At 33.4% G+C, this 25,381-nt stretch carries 34 protein-coding genes; 5 read left to right on the forward strand and 29 right to left on the reverse strand.

Annotation, left to right across the window (positions count from 1 at the left end):
• Positions 1–56 precede the first annotated feature (56 nt).
• The 4 genes from NYE67_RS11380 to NYE67_RS11395 form a co-directional block, all read right to left on the reverse strand.
• On the reverse strand, positions 57–614 hold the full coding sequence (locus tag NYE67_RS11380) for a cysteine hydrolase family protein (protein ID WP_340730133.1): 558 nt from the start codon (positions 612–614) through the stop codon (positions 57–59).
• 88 nt (positions 615–702) lie between these two features.
• Entirely contained in the window at positions 703–1,551 is an 849-nt protein-coding gene (locus tag NYE67_RS11385) for an MBL fold metallo-hydrolase (protein WP_340730134.1), read from the reverse strand.
• 240 nt (positions 1,552–1,791) lie between these two features.
• The gene (locus tag NYE67_RS11390) at positions 1,792–2,280 is read right to left on the reverse strand and encodes a GNAT family N-acetyltransferase (protein ID WP_340730135.1); all 489 of its coding nucleotides are present in this window, start codon (positions 2,278–2,280) and stop codon (positions 1,792–1,794) included.
• 155 nt (positions 2,281–2,435) lie between these two features.
• The gene (locus tag NYE67_RS11395; RefSeq protein ID WP_340730136.1) at positions 2,436–2,762 is read right to left on the reverse strand and encodes a nucleoside triphosphate pyrophosphohydrolase; all 327 of its coding nucleotides are present in this window, start codon (positions 2,760–2,762) and stop codon (positions 2,436–2,438) included.
• A 632-nt stretch (positions 2,763–3,394) separates the two neighbouring features.
• Between NYE67_RS11395 and yidC the strand changes: the two genes are divergently transcribed.
• Entirely contained in the window at positions 3,395–4,165 is a 771-nt protein-coding gene (yidC, locus tag NYE67_RS11400) for a membrane protein insertase YidC (RefSeq protein ID WP_340730137.1), read from the forward strand.
• A gap of 80 nt (positions 4,166–4,245) precedes the next feature.
• Here yidC and NYE67_RS11405 read toward each other — a convergent pair whose 3' ends face one another.
• From NYE67_RS11405 to NYE67_RS11440, 8 genes are all read right to left on the reverse strand, one after another.
• A complete protein-coding gene (locus NYE67_RS11405) occupies positions 4,246–4,569 on the reverse strand; it encodes a hypothetical protein (RefSeq protein ID WP_445683017.1) in 324 nt (107 codons plus the stop codon).
• Between the two features lie 172 nt (positions 4,570–4,741).
• A complete protein-coding gene (locus NYE67_RS11410) occupies positions 4,742–5,920 on the reverse strand; it encodes an S-layer homology domain-containing protein (protein ID WP_340730138.1) in 1,179 nt (392 codons plus the stop codon).
• Between the two features lie 58 nt (positions 5,921–5,978).
• Entirely contained in the window at positions 5,979–6,701 is a 723-nt protein-coding gene (istB, locus tag NYE67_RS11415; RefSeq protein WP_340729163.1) for an IS21-like element helper ATPase IstB, read from the reverse strand.
• Positions 6,694–8,124 carry an IS21 family transposase gene (gene istA / locus NYE67_RS11420; RefSeq protein WP_340729162.1) on the reverse strand — a complete coding sequence of 477 codons (1,431 nt, stop codon included), beginning with the start codon at positions 8,122–8,124 and terminating at the stop codon, positions 6,694–6,696. Before istA ends, istB begins: the two co-directional genes overlap by 8 nt.
• Positions 8,125–8,546: 422 nt before the next feature.
• A complete protein-coding gene (locus NYE67_RS11425; protein WP_340728231.1) occupies positions 8,547–8,702 on the reverse strand; it encodes a hypothetical protein in 156 nt (51 codons plus the stop codon).
• 132 nt (positions 8,703–8,834) lie between these two features.
• Positions 8,835–9,428: a DUF2441 domain-containing protein gene (locus tag NYE67_RS11430; protein ID WP_340728232.1), complete on the reverse strand. Its 594-nt coding sequence runs from the start codon at positions 9,426–9,428 to the stop codon at positions 8,835–8,837.
• 10 nt (positions 9,429–9,438) lie between these two features.
• Positions 9,439–10,002: a hypothetical protein gene (locus tag NYE67_RS11435; RefSeq protein ID WP_340730139.1), complete on the reverse strand. Its 564-nt coding sequence runs from the start codon at positions 10,000–10,002 to the stop codon at positions 9,439–9,441.
• A gap of 115 nt (positions 10,003–10,117) precedes the next feature.
• Complete coding sequence (locus NYE67_RS11440) at positions 10,118–10,405, reverse strand: hypothetical protein (protein ID WP_340730140.1); 288 nt, start codon at positions 10,403–10,405, stop codon at positions 10,118–10,120.
• A gap of 248 nt (positions 10,406–10,653) precedes the next feature.
• Here NYE67_RS11440 and NYE67_RS11445 point away from each other — a divergent pair, with 248 nt between their 5' ends.
• Positions 10,654–11,079: a hypothetical protein gene (locus NYE67_RS11445; RefSeq protein WP_340728236.1), complete on the forward strand. Its 426-nt coding sequence runs from the start codon at positions 10,654–10,656 to the stop codon at positions 11,077–11,079.
• 84 nt (positions 11,080–11,163) lie between these two features.
• Here NYE67_RS11445 and NYE67_RS11450 read toward each other — a convergent pair whose 3' ends face one another.
• The 6 genes from NYE67_RS11450 to NYE67_RS11475 all read right to left on the reverse strand — a co-directional run bounded on the left by NYE67_RS11450 (position 11,164) and on the right by NYE67_RS11475 (position 15,435).
• Positions 11,164–11,856, reverse strand: coding sequence for a UDP-N-acetylmuramyl pentapeptide phosphotransferase (locus NYE67_RS11450; protein WP_340728237.1), 693 nt, complete (start codon positions 11,854–11,856; stop codon positions 11,164–11,166).
• A gap of 196 nt (positions 11,857–12,052) precedes the next feature.
• Positions 12,053–12,313, reverse strand: a complete 261-nt coding sequence (locus tag NYE67_RS11455) for an alpha/beta-type small acid-soluble spore protein (protein ID WP_340728238.1) — start codon at positions 12,311–12,313, stop codon at positions 12,053–12,055.
• A 65-nt stretch (positions 12,314–12,378) separates the two neighbouring features.
• Positions 12,379–12,948 (reverse strand): RNA 2',3'-cyclic phosphodiesterase, encoded by a 570-nt coding sequence (gene thpR, locus NYE67_RS11460; RefSeq protein ID WP_340728239.1) that lies wholly within the window; start codon positions 12,946–12,948, stop codon positions 12,379–12,381.
• A 306-nt stretch (positions 12,949–13,254) separates the two neighbouring features.
• On the reverse strand, positions 13,255–13,737 hold the full coding sequence (locus NYE67_RS11465) for a GNAT family N-acetyltransferase (RefSeq protein WP_340728240.1): 483 nt from the start codon (positions 13,735–13,737) through the stop codon (positions 13,255–13,257).
• Positions 13,738–13,940: 203 nt separating this feature from the next.
• On the reverse strand, positions 13,941–14,336 hold the full coding sequence (locus tag NYE67_RS11470; protein ID WP_340728242.1) for a hypothetical protein: 396 nt from the start codon (positions 14,334–14,336) through the stop codon (positions 13,941–13,943).
• 208 nt (positions 14,337–14,544) lie between these two features.
• Entirely contained in the window at positions 14,545–15,435 is an 891-nt protein-coding gene (locus tag NYE67_RS11475; protein WP_340728243.1) for a DMT family transporter, read from the reverse strand.
• 150 nt (positions 15,436–15,585) lie between these two features.
• On the opposite strand from NYE67_RS11475, the gene NYE67_RS11480 reads away from it, so the two are divergent.
• The gene (locus NYE67_RS11480; RefSeq protein WP_340728244.1) at positions 15,586–16,956 is read left to right on the forward strand and encodes an aminotransferase-like domain-containing protein; all 1,371 of its coding nucleotides are present in this window, start codon (positions 15,586–15,588) and stop codon (positions 16,954–16,956) included.
• A gap of 105 nt (positions 16,957–17,061) precedes the next feature.
• On the opposite strand, the gene NYE67_RS11485 is transcribed toward NYE67_RS11480, so the two are convergent.
• Together NYE67_RS11485 and NYE67_RS11490 are read right to left on the reverse strand one after the other, a co-directional pair.
• Positions 17,062–17,463 carry an MFS transporter permease gene (locus NYE67_RS11485; RefSeq protein ID WP_340730141.1) on the reverse strand — a complete coding sequence of 134 codons (402 nt, stop codon included), beginning with the start codon at positions 17,461–17,463 and terminating at the stop codon, positions 17,062–17,064.
• 123 nt (positions 17,464–17,586) lie between these two features.
• Entirely contained in the window at positions 17,587–18,216 is a 630-nt protein-coding gene (locus tag NYE67_RS11490; protein ID WP_340730142.1) for a hypothetical protein, read from the reverse strand.
• Between the two features lie 185 nt (positions 18,217–18,401).
• On the opposite strand from NYE67_RS11490, the gene NYE67_RS11495 reads away from it, so the two are divergent.
• Complete coding sequence (locus NYE67_RS11495; protein ID WP_340730143.1) at positions 18,402–18,779, forward strand: nuclear transport factor 2 family protein; 378 nt, start codon at positions 18,402–18,404, stop codon at positions 18,777–18,779.
• Positions 18,780–18,847: 68 nt separating this feature from the next.
• Here NYE67_RS11495 and NYE67_RS11500 read toward each other — a convergent pair whose 3' ends face one another.
• The 3 genes from NYE67_RS11500 to NYE67_RS11510 all read right to left on the reverse strand — a co-directional run bounded on the left by NYE67_RS11500 (position 18,848) and on the right by NYE67_RS11510 (position 20,328).
• Positions 18,848–19,078, reverse strand: a complete 231-nt coding sequence (locus tag NYE67_RS11500) for a hypothetical protein (protein ID WP_340730144.1) — start codon at positions 19,076–19,078, stop codon at positions 18,848–18,850.
• Between the two features lie 252 nt (positions 19,079–19,330).
• The gene (locus NYE67_RS11505) at positions 19,331–19,576 is read right to left on the reverse strand and encodes a hypothetical protein (protein WP_340728248.1); all 246 of its coding nucleotides are present in this window, start codon (positions 19,574–19,576) and stop codon (positions 19,331–19,333) included.
• Between the two features lie 65 nt (positions 19,577–19,641).
• Complete coding sequence (locus NYE67_RS11510) at positions 19,642–20,328, reverse strand: HAD family hydrolase (RefSeq protein WP_340730145.1); 687 nt, start codon at positions 20,326–20,328, stop codon at positions 19,642–19,644.
• Between the two features lie 290 nt (positions 20,329–20,618).
• On the opposite strand from NYE67_RS11510, the gene NYE67_RS11515 reads away from it, so the two are divergent.
• On the forward strand, positions 20,619–21,068 hold the full coding sequence (locus tag NYE67_RS11515) for a DUF2269 family protein (protein ID WP_340730146.1): 450 nt from the start codon (positions 20,619–20,621) through the stop codon (positions 21,066–21,068).
• Positions 21,069–21,173: 105 nt separating this feature from the next.
• Here the strand turns inward: NYE67_RS11515 and NYE67_RS11520 are convergent, their stop codons facing one another.
• From NYE67_RS11520 to NYE67_RS11545, 6 genes are all read right to left on the reverse strand, one after another.
• Entirely contained in the window at positions 21,174–21,614 is a 441-nt protein-coding gene (locus NYE67_RS11520) for a hypothetical protein (protein ID WP_340730147.1), read from the reverse strand.
• 85 nt (positions 21,615–21,699) lie between these two features.
• A complete protein-coding gene (locus NYE67_RS11525) occupies positions 21,700–22,413 on the reverse strand; it encodes a DUF5694 domain-containing protein (protein ID WP_340730148.1) in 714 nt (237 codons plus the stop codon).
• A 191-nt stretch (positions 22,414–22,604) separates the two neighbouring features.
• A complete protein-coding gene (gene tnpA, locus NYE67_RS11530) occupies positions 22,605–23,081 on the reverse strand; it encodes an IS200/IS605 family transposase (protein WP_191703405.1) in 477 nt (158 codons plus the stop codon).
• Between the two features lie 198 nt (positions 23,082–23,279).
• Entirely contained in the window at positions 23,280–23,690 is a 411-nt protein-coding gene (locus NYE67_RS11535) for a GNAT family N-acetyltransferase (protein ID WP_340730149.1), read from the reverse strand.
• A gap of 141 nt (positions 23,691–23,831) precedes the next feature.
• On the reverse strand, positions 23,832–24,518 hold the full coding sequence (locus NYE67_RS11540; protein WP_340730150.1) for a DUF3600 domain-containing protein: 687 nt from the start codon (positions 24,516–24,518) through the stop codon (positions 23,832–23,834).
• Positions 24,508–25,035, reverse strand: coding sequence for a sigma-70 family RNA polymerase sigma factor (locus NYE67_RS11545; protein ID WP_340730151.1), 528 nt, complete (start codon positions 25,033–25,035; stop codon positions 24,508–24,510). Before NYE67_RS11545 ends, NYE67_RS11540 begins: the two co-directional genes overlap by 11 nt.
• Between the last annotated feature and the right edge of the window lie 346 nt (positions 25,036–25,381).

A 25,381-nucleotide genomic window follows, 5' to 3' on the forward strand; every position in this document is an offset into this window, starting at 1 on the left:
GAAAACGAGCGCTGATCCTTGTTGCAGAATCGCGCACGTCTTTAAATTTAAAATAATTACCTAGATGAATCGTGAGTTGGACTAAACAAGTCTTCTTCTGAATTTCTGACAATTGAAAAATGATCAACATTATAATGACCGTGAAGTGTAGCATTATGATGTTTTATAATTTGTTCTGCACTTAATACATCATTACCGACTGTTGAATGCCCATCACCAACTAATGTTACATCAAACCCACTTATAGTTGCTGTCCTCACCGCGCTATCAATACAATGCTGTGTTTCACAGCCCATAATCACAAGGTGTTTAACATGTTGTGATTTTAAATACTCTAAAAGACCCGTTCCATAAAAGGAGTTTGTTGCAGCTTTATCGAAAAACTTTGCTTCAGTGGGAACATTAATTTCATTGTGAATTAGAAATTCATCACCTTTTCCCTCAGCAACATCAAGATCCCTTATAAAAACAACTGGAACATCTGTATCTCTTGCTTTTTCAATAACTTTATTAATATTCCTAACAAGTAGCTCTTTATTGAAAACCGGCTTAACTTTTTGATTACCATCAATTAATTCTTGTTGTGCATCAATAATTAATAATATTTGATTCAAATAATTACCCCTTTCAAATATGTGACGAAATTTAAGTTCCCCCTCATGGCCAATCGTCGCCACCCAACAGGTAGATAATGTACTAAATTTATTGGGATCGGATAATCTGGTTATTTACAAATGCTTTTATAAAGAACAACTCATCATCATTTGGAGTTCTGTTATTTTCGAGCTTGAAGGACTCTATTGCATCTTCTATTGAAGGTGATCCAACCGCTTCACTTGCTGTTTTTAACTCTCTCCAAAACGTCGTCATTTCCTCCAAATCGCAAATTGATTCATGACCTAGCAGAAATGCTTCAGCATTATATTTTTGAATGTCTTCAATCATTGGTAATAATAAAGATTGCTTGTATTGAAACAGAGAATTGGTCGTTGTACCATATACACAATCCCCTAAAAAAAGGACTTTTTCATCTGGGATATAAATGATGGTCGCATCGTCTGAATGAGTACTATTAATTTTTTCAAGCACACAAATTTTATTGCCTAGATCAAGCGTTAACGTTTTTTCAAAAATTATTTGTGGAGAATTTAATTTAAAGCTATCTCTATTTGGAATCTCTTCTTGAATAATCTCAATACACTTAGCGCTCATCATTTTTGTCCGCGCATACGTTTGTAGTGAATTGTCGTCAAATGTGTAACTTTGCCATGTTTTTAGTAATTCATTTGTTTGACTATTAACAATAATAGTTGCATCAAATTCATTCATGCCTAGGAAATGATCCCAATGCGCATGGGTAATTACCGCATATTTCACTGGAGGAACATTTAGCTTCTCAATTTCTAGTATAAATTCCTTCGCATGCTGAGTTGAGTTACCACAGTCTATTATTAGACTATACTGGTCACCACAAACCAGTCCTAATGTCGGTCGGTCATTTTCATCTTGATTGGGCATATAAAAAATAGTTTCGCTGAATTTATTTAACATGTAATTTCCTCTTTTCTAGATATTAGTAAGATAAAAGAGAAACTCTTCATGTTTATCTTATATAAACTAAAATAAATTAAGATTTTCTCAGATTAATTGTTTACCATCGGACTAGTTCCCCCTCTCAAATATGGAAAAGTATAACATTTATAATCATTGTTAGGTAGCCTTAAATAAAATGAGCACTGATTCTTGTTAGAGAATCGCGCTCATAAATTTCTTTGGTTCAATTATTTCTTCTTAATTATCTACTATTATTTTCTTAAGTATTAATTCGTCCTTTAATGGAATTCCGTCATTACCGATTAAAGGGATCGAAGGTTTTAATTTTCTTGCCTTGTTTACAGCATCAGAGTTAACAGAAATAATTCTGTAACCTCTTTTTTGATAAAATTTTAAAGCGTTCAAATTATCATTTGTAGTGATTAAACTTACAATCTGTATTTGTTTTTGTTTTGCTATGTTTTCTACTTTCTCGATTAAGGCAGAGCCAATACCTTTTCCTTCTGAAAGGCTATCCAGTGAAATAATTTCTATTTCATTTTCATAATCTTTAATAACGTATGTAACCAAACCAATAATCTCGTTATTTTCTTCAAAAATAAAACCATTTAATTTTTCGCACTGATAAATACCTGATGAAATGACCATTTCAGAACTTCCCCAATGCTCTCTAAAAAATGAAACAACCTTTTCTCTATTCTCTTCATTTATTTCTCTAATGTTCAAGATAATTCCCCCATATCCCTATAAAATAATTTAAATTACATCTCCAAATTTCATAAAATACAAGAAAGAAAAACATCTGATTTTAGTAAACCTTTATTAAAAGCCCATCTACTACCAGCACTATTCCTCTATAGCGCCCACCACTTTAACGCAGATTAATTGTCTTCTACATTAAGCAAGTAAATGGCTTTTTCAAACCCTCCACGATTTTCCTTTTTTTGCTGCCGTACTTCTTCTAGCTCTTCATAAGTCACACCAAATACATTAAGTGCTGTATGTAATAACTCTAAAACATCTGCTAATTCTTCAACACTTTCATTAACAGTTTTTGCTGCACGAAACTCTTTAGCTTCTTCAATCATTTTCTCCTTAACTTCACTTAAAAGCTCATTTGACTCTAGTATTCGAGCATCATAAGCTAACCCCTCTGATTCGATAAACTCTAAAATCTTATCTCTTACTAATTTATTATAGACTGGCATTACCTTTAGCTCCTTTAAATTATTTGTTCTATTGTACTCATGAAGGATTTAATATAAGCTTTTATTAACTCTATTATATCCATACTCTATCACCTTATATGTATAATTTATCGATCAATTCCAAAGTCCAATTGATAATTAAATATAAGTTCTAAATGCAGTACGCCTCCAGTTAATTTAATTGGAGGTTTTTGAATGCTCCTCAAGCCTTTATATATTATTTAATTTTATCGGCAATATTTCCATAAACTGTATTAAATATTGAAACTTTTGTTAGTGTTAAACGTAATAAGATTATATGAATTTATATTGAGGTGTTTTCATTGTTAGATATATTGCTCGAATTTATGAATCTACCCGTCACGCTTACGGTATACTCGAGTATTTTACTAAATTTTGCTCTAGTTTATATTCTATTTTCAAATGGATATTTTACATATTTCGAAATAAGTTACCCGATCTATGATCAGCTCAATACATTAACTCAAATCGTAATTAATGAAAATTTGTTTATTACCTCCCCCGTTATCGTATGGCTACAAAGGTCAACGAAAAGATATGAGTACTCCGATGAGGAGGGCGACATCTCTATTTTTCCTACAATTTAAAGATCATTACTAGGAGGAAATAGAGTGTACAAATCAAAAAATTTATTTTTATATATGGGAATTTTATTAAGCGCATTATTCTTGTCTGGTTGCCAGCAAAGTAATGGAGATGGCACTTTTCAAAAAGTCTTTGTCAATCCGTTTATAAGCAGTTTAGATGGACTTGCTGGAATGCTAGGCGATAACTACGGCTTCGCTATCATTATTGTGACGATTATTATTCGACTGATCATTATGCCTTTTATGTTAAAACAACAGAAGAAGCAGCAGGAAATGAAAGCGAAGATGGCGTTGGCAAAGCCGGAAATAGATGAAATTCAACGAAAACTTAAAGAAGCAACAAATCTTGAAGAAAAACAGAAGATGCAGGCCGATATGATGAAAGTGTATCAAAAGCATGAAATCAATCCTTTAAATATCGGATGTTTGCCACTTCTTATTCAAATGCCTTTCTTAATGGGCTTATACTACGCCATTACGAGTTCAGAAGAAATTGCTACCCATTCATTTTTATGGTTTAGTCTTGGGCAGCCAGATTTATTCGTCACGGCAATAGCGGGAATATTATATTTTGTTCAATTTAAAGTTTCACAATCTGCAATGCCAATCGAACAACAAAAACAAACAAGATTTATAGGATTGCTGTCACCGATAATGATTGTGATTTTTTCTATTAATGCCCCTGCAGCGCTACCGTTGTATTGGTCAGTCGGCGGACTATGTCTTATCTTACAAGTGCTCCTTGGACAAAGGCTATATCCACCACAAATCATGCAACCGGAAACTAAAGGATAAAAACCATTAGCTAAACAAATAAAGTAGATGCTTCACATGTCATATGTTGAAGCATCTACTTTTTAGTTAGTTGCATTAATCTAAATTTTTTTACTACCTACTCTTGGCGTTCTATTACGATATACAACGAATGTCATGATGTTTAACAAGAGCGTAATAACAAGGAGTACTGATCCTGCAACTACCACTCCCCTACTTGTATCCATAAGAGCAGACCAATCTTCAATTTTCACTAAATAGTTATTATATAGTAGTTGAAAGTATAACGAAATAACACAGGCACCAATACTTAGCATAGAAAGAACTGCCCAATTATTATTGTTATGGCTTCGAAAAATATTAACAACAGGAAGTATCCAAGCAATAAGCCCTAGCACAAGACTACCAATAGTAAGCCAACCCATTATATAACCCTCCCTCTTAAGTTCAAAAGTAAAGAGCAAATTCCACAATAACCCTCTATTTGAAATTTAGACGGTATATTTTGGAAAAGGTTTCAATTTATAGCACAATATTGTGACGCGCTAATTGAAAAAGAGCGCTTATCCTTAATACAGAATAGCGCTGTTAGTTGGTTTATTTGTTTAAGCCTTTTTCATGTATACGATAAATCATAGCTGCCATATGTGCTCTTGTTACTGGGTTGTTCGGGCCAAAACGGCTAATAGTATAGCCAGCCATAATTCCTTCTTGTTTCATCGTTTCAATCGCAATATATGCCCAATAGTATTTTTTTACATCATCAAATGAATTCTCACCATTATTCGCAGATTGGCTATAGAACCCTGCATTATAAAATACCTGAGCCATTTGCGCTCTTGTTAAAATAGTATGAGGGGAAAAACGACCTTCGCCAATGCCATTGATTATTTTATGTTGTGCTACTAACTGAATCGATTCTAATGCCCAAAAACTCTTCTCAACATCAATAAATGAAATAGTTTTATTTAGTGGAGTCAACGCTAAAAACTCACTTAGAATAGCAGCAGCTTGTGCTCTTGTTATCGTAGTATTCGGTTTATATGTACCATCAGAATAGCCAGAGATCCAGCCCTTTTCAGCTAAGAACATAATCTGTTCCTCTGCCCAATGTTCGCTTATGTCTTTGAATTCCTTATTGTCATACTGATATAAATCCCATTCATCCATTACCCCACCTACTTGCTTCCGATAATATTCACCGCCCAAATGGTTATATCCGGCATTCGCAATATCGTAGAGATATTCTTTGGATGCTCGCTCAAAACTCCATCCCTTTTTAATTCTTTCATCATAATTTGTTTTCGCGAAAAGATATCTCTTATTTACTAGTAAGTTTCCTGCTAAATAGTTTACCGCCTCTTTATAGGTACTAAATGCACGATACCAGTTATCTCTTCTTTTGCTTTCATCGTATATTTTGCGGTCTTCTCCGTAATCAGCTAGGACAGGTATCCGTTCATAATCTTCATCAGGCTGCCCTTGTAGCTGCCAGGCATTCTCCGGATTATATCCCCATACTTTTATTCCGAAAAGATTATTGGCATTAATCGCTATTCTTGTTGTTCCATAGCCACTTTCAATAATAGCCATTCCAATAATAGCGCTTACAGGGATCCCCCACCTTTCATTTGCTTTCATTGCATATGTAGAAATTTCTTTAATAAAGTCCTCTTTCATCTGTATCGATGGAACTTCGTATGTCGATAAATAAGCACTACTATTTCTCCCTAACGTTTCATCTTCAAACGGTAAAAGATTAGCTGTATTTTGCAAGAGAAAAGTGCAGAGAATTGCAACGAAAAATACAGAGTGTTGCCACCCGATAATTCCCCTATTTTCTCGACAATGCATTTGTTAAACGGAAGCTCTGGCCCGTGTAGGAAATAATGTGGGCGTGATGAATCAAACGATCCACCAGAGCTGCCGTTAAACGTGAATCCGAGAAAATGCGGTTCCACTGACTAAATTCTAAATTTGAAGTGATAATTAAGCTCTTTTGTTCATAGAACTCTGAAATAATTTGAAACAGTAATTCTGCTCCTTCTTTGCCGAAGGGCAAATAACCCATTTCATCTAAAATCATTAAATCAATTTTCTCTAATTTACTTCTAAACTGCTTCAATTTCCCCGTATGTAGGGCTTGCTCTAGCTCCTCAACTAAATGCGATACACGATAAAAACGTACTTCAAATCCATGCTCACAAGCCTTTCGGCCAAGGGCAGAAGCTAAATGTGTTTTACCTGTTCCAGGTGCGCCAACTAAAATGACATTCTCTTTTCTTCGAATAAAATCTAGCTGTTCTAACTCATCTTTCGTTAAATGGCTAGGCAAACAAATATCTTTATGCCACTGGTAGCTTTCTAGCGTTTTTGTATCAATGAAACGAGCTTGTTTCAAGTTACGTGCTATTTTTGCTTGTTCTCTGCCAAGCTGCTCTTTTAATAAAACTTGATACAGATATTCTTCCGGCTCAGTAAAAGGCACTTCTTTAATTGCTTCTGATACATATGCTAATCTCAATTGCTTACAGAGTGTTAAAATATCTTCATTCATGATTTAACACCTCCGTCCCTTTTGGGGATAAGGCATCATATTCTGTCCAATTAACACCGTAAGGATGTTCAGTTTCTTCAGCCTCACGGCCAATATAATTATAAAAATTTTGATCAATATCATTCATATCATGTGTAAGTAAAAGTGTCAGTAATTCATTAATCCGTTGTTTTCTTAACGCAAGTGAAGGAACTGTTAAATACTCTTTAATGCGCGTTGGCAGATAGATTGAGTAACGGGAATGCCCTACAACACGTGGTTTTTTCAACCAATCTTTTAAGATTTCCTTCCATGGAATAAAACGACGTTTCCTCATATAAGGTCGGGCATCAGATAATAAAATTTCTCCGTCATTTGTGATGACTTTATACGAATCCCAGTAGGTCACACAAGAAAGCTGGACGTAGTTCCTTGCTCTTGGCACATGAATCAAATGCCCATCAAGTTTGAATTCATTATATTTATTAAACTTGATTAAAAACTGCTTAAATACCGGATACGGTTTTTCAGGTAATTTGATTAATTGCTTTTGCTCACGCTGCCACAGCTCATCAATCATTACTTCTTTTTTATAATGAACTCGTTGACGATCCTTGAATAATTGTTGTTCTAATTGATTCGTTAAATCTTCAAGATCCTTTATTACCGGAGATAGGCTAAAGAAGTTATAACGAACATAACCTACTTTACCTTCCACATGACCTTTTTCGTTTCCTTTTCGTGGGTTACATACTTGCACTTTAAACCCGTAATATTGTTGGAAATGTCGAAAGGCTTCTGTTAGTTGTGCCTCTGAATCGCCTTTTCTTACCTTTTTCACCGCAGGTGTTAAGTTATCAATTCGAATGCTCAATGGAACACCACCAGCCTGTTTAAATAACACTTGAAGTCCGCCTAAAAAGCACTCTAAATTTTCACCGGGCATCGGTACCGCAAATGCTGTATTACTTGCTGGAAATGACATGACCAATGCGTGAACATCAAGTATTTTGCCATCTTGAACAGCTTCCATAATCCCGAAATCTACTTGAGCTTCTCCTTCTGGATGTTCTAAACGTTCATGACCTTTGTCTATTTCGTCTTCTTGTGCTGCTTTCCATTCTTGAATGAAATTACAAAGTGTTCTATAGGAACCTTTGAAGCCCTTCTTTACTAAATCTTCAAACATTTTCTTATTTGTACGGCGTAACTTTTTCTTAAGTTTTAAATCCTCTTCTAACCAATCAATTACGATTTCTCCCCATTCTTCGTCGTACATCATGCCCGTTTTCAAATGAGTTTTCTCTTGAGGCAATTGATCTCCATCGCCATATTTTTTGGCAGTGCGCCAATTCACTTGCATTGTATTGGCAATTTCGGTAATAGATAGTCCTTTTTCATTTCGTAATGTTTTGATACAATTAACTTCAGACATTGCTAGCATCCTTTCTTACCTCCACTTTTTGGATTCGACACCTAAAAGAGTAGAGGGACTTGGGGTGGCTGGCAAGTCTTTTTTTATGCACAAAAATAGTGCAGGACTCTGTACAAATTCTTTGCACTAGTCTGCACTTTTATTTTGCAATAAACATTAGCGCTATTTGCACTTGATACCAACGGATTAATATTAAAAAGTATCAAAATTAACGCTATCAACGTTCTTGCTGAGTTTACCAATTCTACAACTCCTTTTACAAAATTTACAGACTTAAACTCTTTCATCATAGCAGTTTTTTATTAGACTTAGCGTTTATAATCACATTTTATTACTATTAATTCATGGGTGTATTTCCTAATTTATCCTCTATTTTTAAACAAAAAGAAACCACCATTCATCCCTTTGGACAAATGATGGTTTGATTCACTTTATGAAAGTTTATGATTTTCTTTTATACCATACAGAATAAAAAGCACTCCTAATAATAAAAATACGAACCCTTTGGATAATCCGATAATCGTGAAAATAACACCAGCGAATAAATAACCTGCAATGACGGGATTATTATAATTAATAGGTTTCATTTTACTATCTCCTTTAAATAAAATGTTGTTATTGTTTTTACGGATAAGTCACTGAAAAGTTACAAAATAAGGAATGAATTCTTATGTTAAACTACTTTTCAACATGTATGTATTATAAAAGCTCTGAATTATTTACTCAGAAAAATCATCAATAATTTCTATGACTTCTATCTTCCCATTAATTAAAAGTTCGGGAAGTTCGTTATTTATATTACCGTTCCAGTAATTTCTTGCTTGTTCCATTTTTTTAGAAAAAGAAATTCCGTCTTCTTTTGGTAAAAGGTCGCCATCTCCTTCAAAATAGTTGCCATTAACCTTTAATTTAACAATCTGCAATACATTACGATTGAAAGAATCAAATAATTGCTTCCACTTCAGTGCATCTTCATATGTTTTGGCAGCATATAGGCAGGATAACCTTGAAGGATATTGTGGATATTCTTTTAAACGAACCATTTCTACTATCACTTCTCTGACAGCTCTAGTTGTTTGCCCTATATATTTCATCGCTACATCGGCATTATCTTTGTCTAAATTCAAACCTTCCTTTTTATAATGACTCTGCATAATTTGAATAAAATCTTCGCCTTTAGCATTTAATTGTTCCGCTTCAAAGAAGAAACGATATAAGGTGTTATATTCATTTTCATCAAAATAAATGATCTGTTCAAGACTCATTTTATTCCTCGTAACAATATGATAAACAAAGAATTGATTTTCTCCCATAGTTAATCTCCTAATTTTTACGTTTTTTTCTTCTATATAAAATGGTTAAAATGACAGTGAAAAAGGCTAATCCCAGTGACGTCCAAATTATAATTTGATTTCTAGTTTGTTCACCACTTAAATTAACCTCTTCAATCGGTACCTCGCCTTCTCCTAGTACCGCCAAATCATTTTGAGAAGAAATCAGCACATTCGTACGACCACACATACTTGATACAAGTGATTTTGCCCCGTACATCGTAGATTCGTTGGCGTATACCAAATATTCATTTTCCTCAATAAAATTAAATCCACAATCTCCACCACCTTCACCAGTGATAATAATAATTTGGGTTTGTTCAACACCCTTCCAAGTATTCGTTACCTCAAAAAGAACGGATTTATATGTATATCCTTTTAGACTCTTTTTCTTTTTTATATCTAACACTTTCCCGCTAAATACTGCTGCTGAACGTTCAAATGCTTCTTCTACACTTGATAATTCTGCACAGGAACAAGCACTTGTTATTGAGGGAAATGAACCTATAATAAAAATGAAAGTAAGAAGTATCATTGCTTTCCTAAAAAAAATCATCTCCATCACTCCCAAAATTATTTTATAGTACAGGTCGATACTATCAATACTTCTCCCCGTACTTACCACCCCTAATTGCTTTTTTATATTTACCTTCATCTTCTATAGCAATGGCTTAATCCGTGCTTATCCCTTGTATAGCGTAATACTTTGTTCCTTTTTCATACTCATTCGAAAAGTTTCCAGAATAAGTCCCTTCCATGTCAGAGTACTTTGTTACTTCGCCGATTTCTTCAGCTACGCTTTCTACATATTCGTCGGTTAATTGATAAATATACCCATCCCAAACAACAAAGTTATAGGCCCAATCTGCAGAGGAATTGTCAAATGGAGTGGAATTGGAGCAACCTGATATAAAAACAATAGCAGTGACTATACAGATAAAGTTGAATTTTAATCTCAAAAACATCCCCTCCGTTTTAATATTGATTCTTTTACACTCCCTGCTTATATACCATTATATATAACTTTTTTCAATTACCTCAACCCTAAAGGTAAGTAATTGTAAGAATATTGTATCAAAAAATGGGATAAATATCCATTCACTCCCTTAGGTACACAAATATTTGTAATTACATCCATTCGAGTAAATAACTTTCCTTCGTGGTTTATGAAAAGTTGTGCTATATTCATTATGTCAGGAGTGAGTTGATGAAAAAGTTTTTAACATTTACAGCAATAATTCTTGTTTTACTTGGAGCAGCTGGTTATGCTGTGTGGCATTTTGGAACAAATATCGCATCCGAGAAAATTATCGAAAAAGTGGAAACTAATTTAGATGATGAAAGTCTTAAAGAAGTAAATACCTATATCGAAAACGATCCGAAGCTTCAGGAAATGGTTAGCGAGGCAGCAACTACAAATCCAGATTCTCTTCCCTTCCAAACGAAGGAAGAAGCGACACGTTTGTTAATTAAAAAAGTGGGCGTCACTCGTTTACTGGATATTCAGCAACAAGCGCAAAATGGTGCAATTAATAAGGACGCACTATTAGCTGAAATCGAAGGTAAACTGTCAGAAGATGAACTTTCTGCTTTAAAGTATGTTATATTTCAAGAGCTTAATAAATCAAACTAGTCATAATACAAAATGCGAAAATAGAAGCAATATATAAAGGCTCGATTCCACGAATTAGGAATCGAGCCCTTTTTTTACTACTCATTAAATAAAGCGATATTTACTTGATAATTGTGAAATAGCCAAAATAACAGTGAATCCAACAACCAAATACCACACTATATTAATAGAGATCACAAACATGATTAAGCCAAATAGAAGCGCTACTAAAGAGCTAATAATAATTGATTGTACACTCGTTAATTTATTTTGTAAGATGAGATACAATGCTAGTGGCAATATTAGTGTGAAAATCGGAATATAAATCATAACAAAGGTTTGGTTAAGCAAGGCTAATGATAGAACTGCTATTACAAAACCGATAGCTGTAGTAAATGTTCTTCCCGTATTCCCTTTACCTGAAAGCAGTAACAGCATAATTGTTAAAGCCGCACACATTCCTATGATTGAAACAAATGAATACCCCATAATTAGAGCTGATATAGAAAAACAAACTAAAGAAATACATGGTATCAGCAAGATAATTGGTTTTTGCTGTTTTTCTGTATTTAGTACATTTGTAAAACCTACAAGGAATAATAAGGCAAATGGAATTGTTAAATAGCCTAATTCTATTTGGGTAATATAACTAACTTTAAGATTGCCGAGCAATATAATGACCAATGAAGCACTAATTTGACCTACTAACAACCAAACACTTGATAATTTCAGCTTTTCAGTAAGCTTCGTTGTAAATACAATTATAATCAAACCTAATAATAAAGATAAATATAGCAAATTTATCCCTCCTGATAATTTCTTTATAGCTGTCATTTTGTTTATGTAATCTTAATCCTCTTTATACTTTAACATAAATATCCAATTTATTCGTTTTTTTCACAAATTACATTCAAAGAACAGTCCTTAAAAAATATAAAAACCCCCAATAGGTACACTATTTAACGTGTCCGCTACCAGGGGCCAGTCCATTCATTTATTGATCTTTCTTTATGCTTTCCTGAGCCATCCTTACTAGCTCCTTAACCATATTCCCGCCAATTCTTCCGCCTACTTTACCAGCTTCTTCAGAAGTAAGTTTGCCGTTGTATCCTTCCTTAAGGGGAATACCTAATTCTTTAGCTACCTCTAATGCTGCATCTTCTGGTTTGCTAGTCCCGGATACCTTCGCTTTTAATTGATCAAGCTGTTGTCTAGATTCGGGTACTAGTATTTTATTTCGGTTCTTCTTTGCCATCGAATCACTCCTTTTATACTAGCTTAAGCACATAAAAGTAAAGTATACGATGCAGATTATGTTAATCATTTCATCAATGTAAACGACGCGATTGATTCATATTTAGGTGTATTTTCTAAATTGGATTTATATAATACAATTTCATTTACCTGAAAAGATAACGCCTTTTCTTTAAAAGGATTATGTGTGACTAAGTCCTCCATTTTAAAATCTTCATTTTTTCCCCACTTCCGCGCCAAAGTGATGTGGGGATGATAAGGACGTGTTTCAAGAGTAAAGCCCTCAGCAAGACATGTTTTATAAACCATTGCCTGAATTTGAAATAATGGCTCCATTTCGTTCACCGCTCCCCAAAATATGCGAGGAGCTTTTTGAGGTCCAAACACATTCAGTCCTTTAATATCTAACAGAAATGCTCTTTGATTTTTAAGAGCTTCCCCAACCGAGTGAATTACGGCTTGAAGTTGCTGTGAATTTACGGAACCAAGAAAAGCAAGAGTTATATGATAATCACGTAAATCCACCCATCGTTTAAATTGGAAGATCGGTTTAATTCGTGTTAGTTCATCATAAATTGTTTGTTTCACATCATCCGGAATACGCACTGCCCAAAAATAATGAGCCTCTCTTTCCATATGCTTTCACCTCTTTTACTTTGTTGATTTAGAATTGACATTCATAAAGGAATTAATGCATTTTAATGGATAAAGAAAAATAAGCGGAGGATTTCCGCTTAATTTTAAAATTGTGCTCATTTCAGTGAATATAAGGGTAGTATTTCCGCTTATTTACGATAAAATCATAAAATTTTATGTTTTATTTATCAATAAGGGTAATATCTCCTTTTATTTTCGTTATTTTTCACGTAATTTTTATAATAAGCGGAATTTGTACCTTTATTTTATTCAATTCCCGTGGCTCTCCTACCAATCAATGTTCTATTAAACTAACTTCTTCTCCATGATCCAGTAAGTATCATGCCAGCCAACATGCTCATAACCTAATTGTTTATATAAGCGGCAAGCCGGATTTCTTGGATCTACATTTAAACATAATTTCTGATATCCAAATTTTAATGCTTCCGCTTCGAGCGCACACATTAATGCATGTCCAATTCCTTTACCTCGATGTTCTTTCAGGATGGCAATTCCGATTTCGGGTGTTTCAGCATCACCACAGCCTTTTTGTGTTTCATCAAACAGTCGCAACCAAATGGCCCCAATCGCCTGTTGTTCATTTTCCGCAATCAAGCCAATATCACCGCCCTGTTTCCCCCAATCTTCTACATATTTAGATACAGACGGTTCGTTTAGTATTGTTCGAGGAAAAGGCTTCTCTCCTTCTGGTACAAACGCAGATTCATACAACATATCCCATAAGAAGGGTATATCGCGTTCTACAAGAGTTCTTATTTTAACATTCACTGTATGAACCTCCATTCGACGAAACTTTGTTAGTTGAACTAGTCATCCATTCATTGCTGTATTGGCACTATTGTTTCAAGCTGCCCTTTGTTTGGAGTTCGTTTATTCCATACAAAACTAATTAAATACTGTCGATTCTTTTCAACTAATTTAAATTCATTACTAGTTACTCTAATTTTTTGATCATTCACTACTAAATAATACTATCTATCCTCAAGAAGTTTCTCATCTATTTCAAATATTCCAGTAGTTGATACCTCAAAAGATTGATGAACTGTTATAGAAATTAAAATGACTATAGAACATATTACAACTATTGATTTAATTCCTTCTTTAATATTTAGCTTTTGTTTTCCTCTTTTTACTAAATATTTAACCACTAAAAAAATGTAGATAACCAACACAACAGGTGCAACAAATAGAGAAATAATAGCCGGGAAGTACATTATTTCATGCAGATTATAATTATAATCTGCAATAGCCTGAATTTCTCCAAGCTGTAATCCTATAAATCCCGAAACAATAATTCCTAACAGCCAATATAAAGCCAACTTTTGTGCTTTGTATAATCTGTAAATCTTTTTTTCTTTGTTATTCATCAAAACCTCCAAAAAAATACTTATACACCCAATTTTTGGACCAATTTACTCCATTTCTATAAGTATAGCATTTACTCATCTGTAGCTGATATGTAGTACTAAACCTTCTCCACTTTTTTAGATATTTAGCCCGTAATTATATTCAAAATAAATAATGCCTCGATAATTCAATATCGAAGCATTTTATAACTTTAGATTGAGTGGATGTCTATTCTAAATGAATCTCCTTCTTCATCACGGGTGCATTTTTCCCTACTATTACACTGCCCACAACGATTATTGCTAAACTAATTGTTAACCAACTAATCGATTCTCCTAAAAATAATACAGAAAATCCAATCATTAAAAAAGGCTGTAAGTATTGGATCTGCCCCACTCTCGCAATACCTCCAACAGCCATTCCGCCGTACCAGGCTACATAAGCTAAAAACTGACTGACAATCCCTAAATATAAGAGACTTATCCAAGCTTCTACAGGTGCCTGTAGCATACTGCCCGATATGCTGAGTCCCACAGGAATAATAAAAAATGGAGCGCCAATTAATATTGCCCAAGCAATTACTTGCCAACTACCAAGCTCTTTTGATAATTTCCCACCCTCTGCATAACTTAATCCAAGTACAATAACAGCTGCGATTAATGCTAGATCTCCTTTTTGCAATTGCCCAAATCCTACATAGATGGCATATATAATAACAGTTATCGCACCAATAATACTTGCAATCCAATATCGTTTCGAAGGTCGCTCACCACCGCGCCACATAGCGAAACCCGCTGTCGCAAGCGGCAATAAAGCTAATTCAATTGCACCATGTGAAACAGGCAGTGATTTCATAGCAAATGTCGTTAGTAATGGGAAGGCAAGAACTGCTCCTATCGTGACTATCAACAAACTTTTAAATTGTGATTTATTTGGTAAAGATTGCCTTTTCATCATAAATATAGCCACTACGATAATAGCTGCAATAACCGTTCTCCCTAATCCAACAATCACCTCGCCAAAATAAGGAACAGCAATACTTGTTGCAGGTAATGTAAGACTGAAACATACGATTCCGATAAAACCTAATATCATTCCTCTTTTTATACTATTCGTCATGTAAATCCCCCTTCTCAGTCATAAAGAAATACCCCATAATCATAGTTAAAAGAACTAAGCTAATTAAAATGATTGTAATGAATATCAGCTCTTTATAAAACAGGAGAAATCCCCATCTGTCATGGGACAGATAGCGAAGGAGAGGATTGAGTGAAGACTAAGTATATGGCCATTTTAGAATGGGTGAAACGGCAAATTGAAGAGGGGAAATTGAAGACAGGCGATAAATTACCTTCGATTCGGCTGCTCGCTGAACAATTTCATTGCAGTAAAAATACGGTGGTTAAGGCATTGCTTGAATTGGAAAAACAGCATATCGTCTATGCGAAACCTAAAAGCGGCTATTACGTTGTGGATGATTATCAAACATCTAATCTCGATGCCATTGCTATTGATTTTTTATCCGCTGGTCCAGATAAAAGAATCATGCCGTATGAAGATTTTCAGCATTGCATCAATCAGGCAATTGATCATTATAAGGAACAATTATTTACCTATAGCGACCAACAGGGCCTTTTATCTTTACGAAAAGAGCTCACGAAATATTTACAGCAGCTACAAGTATTCACAATACCCGAACGCCTTGTCGTTACTTCCGGTTCTCAACAAGCGCTTCATATACTTTCCACCTTGCCGTTTCCAAACGGAAAAAAGAATATATTAATTGAGCAGCCTACCTACTTTGGTATGATCGATGCGTTACAGTTAAATCAGATTCCAACGTTGGGTATTGAATTAACAATGAAAGGGATTGATTTTCAAAAACTTGAGAATTTGTTTCAATCGAATGATATTAAATTCTTTTACATCATTCCAAGATGTCACAACCCATTAGGACATCACTATTCCAATGAGGAAAAGAAAAAAATTGTAGCTCTCGCAGAAAAATACGATGTGTACATAGTAGAGGATGATTACTTAGCTGAATTAGATACAGATTCAAAAGCTGATCCGTTGTTTGCATATGAACCAAACGGCAGAGTCATTTATGTAAAAAGCTTTTCGAAAGTATTTTTACCTGGACTAAGAATTGCTACAGTTGTTCTCCCTGAAAAGATGATTACTGGGTTTGTCCACAAAAAATTTAGCGTTGATTTCAATACATCGCCCCTTTCACAAGGTGCATTAGAAATCTATTTAAAAAATGGGATGTTTCAATATCATTTAGAAAGCGTAAAAAAATTGTATAAAAAGAAAATGAACATATTATTAGAAGCTTGTTCAAAGAATTTACCTGACTATGTTCAATACACAAGGCCTAAAAGTGGTTTTTATTTAACCCTCTTCTTGCCTTCCGATATGAATGTCGATAAATTAATTGACCTACTCCATGAAAAACAGATCTATATAGATAATGCTTCGAGAATGTACTTAACCAAAAACAGCCAGAAAGCAATTCGACTAAGCATTTCTCAAGTAAACGAAAATAAAATCCATCTCGGCATTCAACATTTAACAGCAGCGATTATTGAACTGTATGAAAAAAGGAAATTTAATTCCTTTTCATTTAAATCTCATTAATTTAGATGACAACTTCATTACTGGAATAAACTCTAAGTACGAAGTTGCATCAAAAAACCCCTGAAAACTAGTATCCATCCATACTAATTTTCAGGGATCACGATATTATGCTGCATGTTCTTCTTGTAAATTTGAAACATGCACACGTTGATAAATGACACCGTATACAATCGTCATTAACACCACACTTGCCGCCATCACTGTAATACTCGGAAAAATAAATGCTTTCCTCATCGCAAATAATACATCTGTACGGAACCAGCTTTGGAATGGTATACCGACACTTAAAAGAGCGGCAAAGAATACCACTTTGACACCAATATGCTTTCCTTTCATTTTACGAATCATGCCATTAATAAATAAACGTAATGCTGCTAATCCAGCCCCAACGAAAAAGAAAATCACTAAATAACCTTTCACCGCTTCATCTAAAATAAACGCTTTACTCATCATTACTATAATAATTGCAGTAGCAATAGACATCATCATTTTTGCTGTTTTACTCATCATTGTCTCCTCCTCAAAATTCAACATATTGTTGATTTCTATTTATAGTTTAAGTCGAATCAATAATGATAGCAACGAACAAAATTGAACACATTGTTGAGTTTTGAATAAAATTATTAAATGTCATTTATTAAAATTGGCTTTAAGTAAATAAACAACCTCATATTTTTCTATTTCATTAATATGACCATTAACATCCTGATAAAATTCCGCGGTAAGGGAATTCATTCTTCCATCATTTGAGTAACAAATACTGCCTAATACCACTTCGTCTGCTATAGATATATTATCCCCACGGAAATTCCCCCACACACTTGACATGTTATCTAAATTTTTTGAGTTTGTATCAGAGGCATAAATTGAACTAACACTTTCATTATTGCTAATTGTAATACTGAATGGCATTTCCTTTGAGCTAGAATTTGTTTTGGAAGTTGAGAATATAATTGAACCCTCCCCCTCTACCTCCGTGGTTAATTCCGCTATTTTATCCTCAGCTAGATTTCCTGATTCGTATCTTTCTATCCATACAGTTACTTCTTTGTATTCTTTTTCTGTATTGAAATCGTATACAAACGATTGATCTGTAATACTTGACAGAATTGCATTTTCTCTGTCTGTTAATGCAGCGACAGAAATTGTATTCTTATTTGAAACAAATAAAAAATAATTTAGTATTAATAAAATTAGCGCTAATGAAGAAAAAACAAGACTAGCTATCTTGGTTTTACTCATATTCTTTTTACTACTCATATAGTCCACCTACTTTCAACGGTTTTAAATACCAAAATTCCCTTTATTTATTATACAGTATAATAGTTCATATAAAAGTGATTCCTCCAAGTGGTATATTATTTCCCCTCTGATTTAGAGGATTATATTTAAGTAATATAGAAATTAGTTAAGATGTAAGTAAATAAAATTAGGTGGTTATAATTATGGTAGAGAATTTAAAAGAACATTTACAACAATTAGAGGAAAGTCATACCGGTTTGGAAGTAAGAATGAGTAGAGAAAGGCTCAATGAAATATTAACTGAAGATTTTTTTGAAATTGGCAGCTCCGGGTTTATGCATGATAAGAAAGAATGTCTTGAAACAGGTGTTGTATTGGCAGAAATGAAGCTACATAATTATGAAATCTATCCGCTTGCTCACGACGTCGTCTTAGCAACATATTTTCTTGTAGATACTACAAGGGAAAGAAATACACTTCGTAGTTCCATATGGAAATTTATTGATGGGAAATGGCAACTTTATTTCCACCAAGGTACAACCACACCACTTCAATTAAATAGTTTTATTAAAGAATCTTAAAGTAACTAGGTGAAATTTGAAAAGGCCTTTCCTTTTTTCTAGGAAAGCGCCTGTTTTTTGGTATGAAGTTATTTCTTTTTTGATTGAATGTATTTTTCCGACAATAATCCCGCTTTAAACACCGAAAAAATCATGATTAAGAAAAAGATTACCCGAATAGCTGGATCCCTCTTATCTTCTATAAACTCAATACTAGAAAAATTTATATACACAAAGCCAATAGCAACAAGTAGAGATATGATAAACTGCCATTTCAAAGACTTAATTATAAAACTTCCTCCTAAAAACTGATTTAACATAATATATTCAAGTCTATTTGAAAATATCTTGATTACGATTCAAATAAGAAGAAGATGCAGGCAATGAAAGAAAAGGTTCCTGTTCCCAACGCAATCGTTCCGCTGATAACATTATATTTATTTTCCTTTCCTAGCTTAAACATAAAAAGCAGTCCTGTGGTCGTTGAAATAAGAAAAAGTATAAAAAAACCCATTGGCACCATATACATTTCATGCCCCCACTCATATTATTTTATATATCTATAGATAAATCTAACCAGCGATTCCTCTAGCTAGCACAATTAAATATACAAAAATCAAGACTCCTCCGTTTAATAAAACACCCAATATTCCTGACAACCACTTCTTTGATAAGACTGCAAATATAATACCGAATAGCGAAAGCGTCCCAAGTACGATAATAGCCATCAGCAAATTCGCGTTAGGCCCTCGTATAATTAAAAATGAAATGATACTCGCAATAACCATTACTAAAGAAAGAACTCCTAGCTTGTTCATCTTATCCCCCTTTCAATTTCGAAATATCCTTGTAGAGCGTTTTTTTAATCTAATTTTGTGTATTACTAATTAATCCGATTATGTAAAAAATCTAATAATCCATCAAAAGAATGAATCTCAGCAAACGGAAGAATTGTTGTATCATTTTTTGTCATATGTGGATTGAACCATATACCTTTTATGTTTACATTTTGACAACCGTTAATATCCTTTGTAAGGTCATCTCCAACGAATAATGTTTCCTCAGGTTGCACATTAAGCTTATTTAATACTAATTCAAATATACGTCTGTCGGGTTTACTAAAACCTACTTCCTCCGAAATAAGTATGATATCAAAACAACTATTTAAATTAGTTTTAATTATTTTTGCTTTCTGTCTGTGAGTCGTGCCATTTGTTATAATTGCAACTTTTACGTGAGTTTTTAAAGTATTTATAATGTTTAAAGTTTGCAGGTCTATAGAAAAGCAGTTAGGAAAATTACGATTCCAAAAATCTTGAATATCATTGCTAGGCAATCTATGTTTCGGAGGGAATTCATCAAAAAATGTATCCAATACTGTGGTTTTATCACTATAACCATACACTCTCTTATCATATTCTTTGAATTTTTGTAGCATTATATTTTTGGTAGAATCGTTAACACCTTCATAACATTTTTCTAATATCATTAAAAACATTCGATCCACTGCGTTATCCCTATCAAGCAGAGTATCATCTAGATCAAATACTATTGCCTTATAACTTACCAATTAATTATCCCCCTCTGTTTTTCCTTGGACAGAAATTTAAAGTAAAAAGAGCGCAAATTCATTCTCTAAAAACGCGCCAGTATGCGGAAGAATAAATCTCTATTTCTTGTTTATTTTAAATATTAACAATTACAAGTGATAGTAGATATTAGAAGCTATAACCTATATGCAATTCAATTTAATTAGAAGTATTAAAGGACTATTTATTTTACCTGTCGAATGTAAAAAAGTGGATAAAAAGAAAAAACTATTTGAAGTACTGAATGCCGTTATGAAAGGAAGAAGATAAAATGGTTTATTTAGTGTTAATACACATTATTTCAGCAATTCTTTTTATTGGTAATATTATTACGGCTGCTTTTTGGAAACTAAAGGCAGAATTTTCAGGAGATGAAACCCACATCAACAAAACAGCAAAGAATATAATGATTGCTGATTATGTGTTTACTATACCTAGCATTATCACATTACTAATTTCCGGATTTATATTAGCAATAAAAAGTAACTATCCCCTAGATGAAATAAATTGGTTAACAATTTCTCTAGCTTTATTTGCAATAACAGGATTTATTTGGATTATACTTTTGATACCCCTACAAAGAAAAATGATTAAATATAGTGAAGAAAAATTCAGTAAAAGTGATTATAAAAAAGCCTCGAGAACTTGGGATATTATTGGGACAATATCAACAATAATTCCCATCATTATTCTATATTTAATGGTTGCCAAACCTTTTTAAAATTTTACTAACTGGGTGCGCTAAGGATTTAGCATTTCATAAACGTGTAGAACAAATACTGATTTTAGGCTGTCAAAAATCCAATTAGAACTCGAGCTCACATTATTATTTTAGTTCTGATAATTTTTCACCCGTAATTATTTCAAATAGTTCTGCTGACTTACCCGTGTCTAATTGAATATATTTCATGTCAGCGTCTATAACGAGTTCCACTTTATCTTTGTTCGGACTTATCCAAAGTTCATATGACACCGCTTTTGCTTCAATTTTAGGATTTTTATATTGAAATATGAACCTGTAATCAGCAGGGTGAGTCATATTAACTTTTGATTTTTCCCAATCTATATTGTTTAAAATATCTTTCGCTTTTTGAACTTGCCCATTATCAGTGATTTCTTTGAAGTCTTCATATTTATTTTCATCACCAATACGCTTTTGAACTTTTATATACTCTTCTTCATTTTCTATTACGTTTGAACAACCTACTAAAAAGATTGAAATTACTACAATAAAAGCAAGTAAGTATTTAAACTTTTTCAAGGACATCTCTCCTTAATAAATTAGACATATTAGAGATTGGAAAAGTTTCAATTCCCCCTTATATTTAACAACACAACAAACTCCTTGTATTTTATTCTGACCAATCTCCGTAGTGAATGACTTTAAGTGACTGATCATCTTCCAGCAGTTGTTTCAACAAATAGTTATGTCCGCCGCCATATAAAATAACAGCACGTTTTGTTTCAGGTCTGATCGATCGTTTAATATTTCGAACGATTCGTAAGTTACGGTAATACCAATATTTCGACACCCACTCAAAAGCAGTTTCATCGCCAAGCTGCATTAAATCTAGATAGACTTTATGATCATTTAATATGTATTCCCGTGAATTAATATATTTGTACAATTTGATGATATCATATTGCTGAATGATCGAAGAAAGAGTCTTCATTCCTGCCTTTATTGGTTCCATAATTTCCTCGTACTCCGCCTTTGATTTACCTGCTGCCACTAGACCTAAATTGATTGATTCCTCTGGTTCTTCATGCCAATCTACTGCGTAAATCGCATCATGCCTAAGCATTTTGGCTAGACGAAAACCAATTTGATAAACTTCATTTTCTTTAAAATCCTCGTTTACTTCAGCCGAGTGATAAATTGCATTTAACTGTTTATGTAATTCAAAAGGATATTCAACAAAAACTTGATCTGCTTGAAATTTTGCGATATCAGCAGCCAACTGTTTGAAATGGACATCACTATATTTCTTTTTATCGTCTTCAGCTAAAGTGTGAATGTCAGGTGTTTCACCTAGATGAATCGTTCCAACTAATAGAATTTCCATATTAAAGCTCCTTTTCAATCGTATCTTTAACTAAATCCTAACATAAATTATTTAATTATATAACAAATAAAAACCACCAGTCGAACTGGTGGTTTTCTCTGCGCGTGAAACGCTGGGTTACTGGCCCACGTCTAAAGACGCTCTGAAAGGTCTGCCAACCGCACTACGTTTCCGACTACCGCTAAAGCGGTTTATTTATTTTTTCTTCGATTTATTTCTTCTCCTGTGAATGGGTCAATGAATTCTTTCATCGACATTTGATCCTCTACGTAATCTTCTTGCAGTTGATTTTTTATATACTCTTGAATGACTTTTCTATTTCGACCTACTGTATCTACATAATATCCACGACACCAGAATTTCCGGTTTCCATATTTATATTTCAGATTGGCATGTCGATCGAATATCATCAAACTACTTTTTCCTTTGAGGTATCCAACAAAAGCAGACACACTTAGCTTTGGTGGAATACTCACTAACATATGTATATGATCCGGACATGCTGTCGCTTCAATAATTTCTACGCCTTTTCTTTCACACAGTTGACGTAATATTTTTCCGATATCCGCTTTTATTTTTCCATATATAATTCTTCTTCTGTATTTTGGCGCAAAAACTATGTGATACTTACAATTCCATGTTGTATGTGCTAAACTTTTATTATCCATTATTGGAACTCCTTTCGTACGTAATCGGTTGACCAGACCTGATTTTATTGTACGATTGGAGTATTTTTTTTGTCCATAGCTAAAAGCTTTTTAGAACCCCCCGCATAGCAGGGGGTTTTCATTTCCATAAAAAATAGGCGCTGATTCTAATATAGAATCGCGCCTTATTAATCAAATTATTTTTATATTAGGTTCAAATCAACTCAATTTAGCAAAAGAGACTAAAGTGCCTTGATCGCAAGAAATAAATCCATTCTTCTCATAAAAGTGTCGAACGTCTGGTGCTTCTTCTGTTAACAAAACTTTTTGTCTGACATTTTTATATTTATTAAGAACATGTTGCATTAGTAATGTTGCGATACCCTGGTTTTGATATGCATTTAAAACGAGTATATCTTGAATATAGATAATCGTTAGCCCATCACCGACAACACGAACTAAGCCAAGTAGCTTTTCTTTCCGCCAAACTGAGATGACATCTAGTGATTGTAAACAAGCTTGCTGTAATAAATCTAAATCGTTGGTATACGCATACCATTCGACATCTTCATATAAGGCCTTTAACTGACTGATGGGAATGTTTTTTTCGTCTTTTATTTCAAATTCCATTTTTATCCTCCTAAAATATTATTTAGAAGAATTTTTTCGTAATTTATCCATAGGTATGACCACCTTTTCTTAAATTCCTAATATTATAATCTGAAAATAAATAATTATCAATATTTTAAACATTAAGGGTGATGTACTCTGTTAATTTTTTCTTTGTTTTTCATTCACATATTCTAGAACATTTCGAGCATTCATAAACGCTTCTCGTAAATCTATTGGGACCATCTCAATTTCTGGTGGTGAGGAGACGCCGGTTTTAGCCATAACCGTTTCATATGTTATTAAAGCCTGAATGTATTGTTCAAATTCTTCAGCTGTCAAAACCTCTTTACTAGATAGTTCATCGTTTAATTTATCAAAGTAAGGTTGGATGTCATAGAGGGCTGCTTTAATTTCCTCCAGATTTTCACTAGGGACTTGAGAATAATCGATATTTCCATTTTTATCGCCAAATTCAAGTTTTGCATTTGTAATTACATATAATACTTCTTTAAATTGTTCGTATTGCTCTTTTCCTAAATCACCTTTTGCTTGAGATAATTTGGCATCAAATAATAAATAACTTTTCAATGTAATATTTGCGATATGCTTTTTCACGTTATCGAACGAACCATATAAATCATCCGCAAGTAACGACTGATACGCAAATGCTCCTGTAGGCACCATTAAACAAGCTGCCATGACGGTAATAGCTATACGCTTTTTCACAAAACGTTTCACTGTTCCACCCATTTCCGATTTAGCTTCCTGGATACCTTTCTTACTTCTTTCATGAAGTTGAAATGGAATTTCTATTTTTTCTATATCTTGTTTAAAATTATTTTCCAAAGTTCTCTACCTCCTTTAAATTTTGACGAAGTTTATTTAAGGCGCGGTATAATATGGACTTTGCGGTTCCAAGAGGTATTTCTAAAATCTCCGAAATTTCCTTTAACGTCCGGTCATTATAATACTTTAGTAAAATCACGCTTTTCTCATCTTCATGCAAAGTATCCATAAGTTCTCTTAAAGATAAAGAAGTTTCAATATCTTCAACTCCCGCCCCTGTATGTACTTCAAACTGAGGAATTAGTTGAACCACTTTTTTGTTTTTATCAATTACGTTTAGTGCACAATTAATTGTAATTTTCATAAGCCATGTCTTGAAATATTCAGGTTTATTTAAAGTGCTAATATTTTTGAATGACTGATAAGCTACTTCTTGAACGACGTCTAAAGCGTCATTTTTATTTTTCACATAGACATAGGCCATTCGATAAATATCTGCTTCATATTGTTGGAAAAGCTCTAAATACGCTTTGTCATTTCCTTTTTGAGCTTTTTTTACTAAGCGTCCAATATTCATCGCAATTCCTCCTTTCATTTTTGTCTTACACTTATTAGACAAACAAGAAGAGCATTTGGCTTAAAAATTTTCCGATTATTTTTTCAAGTTCAAATTTCCCTCTATCATTGCATGAAGAAAGACGCTTTTCTTGTTACAGAAAAGCGTCCATTACATCTATAATTTTTAGCCTTATAAATACAAATTTTTCTATTTACTACTATACTTTTTTACAGTAATTTCAATAATATATAGGGTTACTAGTCCAATTGTTGTCCAAAATGAAAAGAATAGTGCATCCTGCCACATGGTTTCTTGAACCGTTTCGTAGTCAAAAATAAAATAATCCTCTTTTTATGTATATTAC

Source organism: Solibacillus sp. FSL W8-0474, from assembly GCF_038004065.1.
Classification (GTDB): Bacteria; Bacillota; Bacilli; order Bacillales_A; family Planococcaceae; genus Solibacillus; species Solibacillus faecavium.

Bases quoted from the DNA above. Each gene is read 5' to 3' on its own strand.
- NYE67_RS11385 (WP_340730134.1), bottom strand. From the start codon at position 1,551: ATGTTAAATAAATTCAGCGAAACTATTTTTTATATGCCCAATCAAGAT.
- NYE67_RS11395 (WP_340730136.1), bottom strand. From the start codon at position 2,762: ATGCCAGTCTATAATAAATTAGTAAGAGATAAGATTTTAGAGTTTATC.
- NYE67_RS11405 (WP_445683017.1), bottom strand. From the start codon at position 4,569: ATGGGTTGGCTTACTATTGGTAGTCTTGTGCTAGGGCTTATTGCTTGG.
- istB (WP_340729163.1), bottom strand. From the start codon at position 6,701: ATGAATGAAGATATTTTAACACTCTGTAAGCAATTGAGATTAGCATAT.
- istA (WP_340729162.1), bottom strand. From the start codon at position 8,124: ATGCTAGCAATGTCTGAAGTTAATTGTATCAAAACATTACGAAATGAA.
- NYE67_RS11425 (WP_340728231.1), bottom strand. From the start codon at position 8,702: ATGAAACCTATTAATTATAATAATCCCGTCATTGCAGGTTATTTATTC.
- NYE67_RS11430 (WP_340728232.1), bottom strand. From the start codon at position 9,428: ATGGGAGAAAATCAATTCTTTGTTTATCATATTGTTACGAGGAATAAA.
- NYE67_RS11435 (WP_340730139.1), bottom strand. From the start codon at position 10,002: ATGATTTTTTTTAGGAAAGCAATGATACTTCTTACTTTCATTTTTATT.
- NYE67_RS11445 (WP_340728236.1), top strand. From the start codon at position 10,654: ATGAAAAAGTTTTTAACATTTACAGCAATAATTCTTGTTTTACTTGGA.
- NYE67_RS11455 (WP_340728238.1), bottom strand. From the start codon at position 12,313: ATGGCAAAGAAGAACCGAAATAAAATACTAGTACCCGAATCTAGACAA.
- thpR (WP_340728239.1), bottom strand. From the start codon at position 12,948: ATGGAAAGAGAGGCTCATTATTTTTGGGCAGTGCGTATTCCGGATGAT.
- NYE67_RS11470 (WP_340728242.1), bottom strand. From the start codon at position 14,336: ATGAATAACAAAGAAAAAAAGATTTACAGATTATACAAAGCACAAAAG.
- NYE67_RS11475 (WP_340728243.1), bottom strand. From the start codon at position 15,435: ATGACGAATAGTATAAAAAGAGGAATGATATTAGGTTTTATCGGAATC.
- NYE67_RS11485 (WP_340730141.1), bottom strand. From the start codon at position 17,463: ATGAGTAAAACAGCAAAAATGATGATGTCTATTGCTACTGCAATTATT.
- NYE67_RS11490 (WP_340730142.1), bottom strand. From the start codon at position 18,216: ATGAGTAGTAAAAAGAATATGAGTAAAACCAAGATAGCTAGTCTTGTT.
- NYE67_RS11495 (WP_340730143.1), top strand. From the start codon at position 18,402: ATGGTAGAGAATTTAAAAGAACATTTACAACAATTAGAGGAAAGTCAT.
- NYE67_RS11500 (WP_340730144.1), bottom strand. From the start codon at position 19,078: ATGTTAAATCAGTTTTTAGGAGGAAGTTTTATAATTAAGTCTTTGAAA.
- NYE67_RS11505 (WP_340728248.1), bottom strand. From the start codon at position 19,576: ATGAACAAGCTAGGAGTTCTTTCTTTAGTAATGGTTATTGCGAGTATC.
- NYE67_RS11515 (WP_340730146.1), top strand. From the start codon at position 20,619: ATGGTTTATTTAGTGTTAATACACATTATTTCAGCAATTCTTTTTATT.
- NYE67_RS11520 (WP_340730147.1), bottom strand. From the start codon at position 21,614: ATGTCCTTGAAAAAGTTTAAATACTTACTTGCTTTTATTGTAGTAATT.
- NYE67_RS11525 (WP_340730148.1), bottom strand. From the start codon at position 22,413: ATGGAAATTCTATTAGTTGGAACGATTCATCTAGGTGAAACACCTGAC.
- tnpA (WP_191703405.1), bottom strand. From the start codon at position 23,081: ATGGATAATAAAAGTTTAGCACATACAACATGGAATTGTAAGTATCAC.
- NYE67_RS11535 (WP_340730149.1), bottom strand. From the start codon at position 23,690: ATGGAATTTGAAATAAAAGACGAAAAAAACATTCCCATCAGTCAGTTA.
- NYE67_RS11545 (WP_340730151.1), bottom strand. From the start codon at position 25,035: ATGAATATTGGACGCTTAGTAAAAAAAGCTCAAAAAGGAAATGACAAA.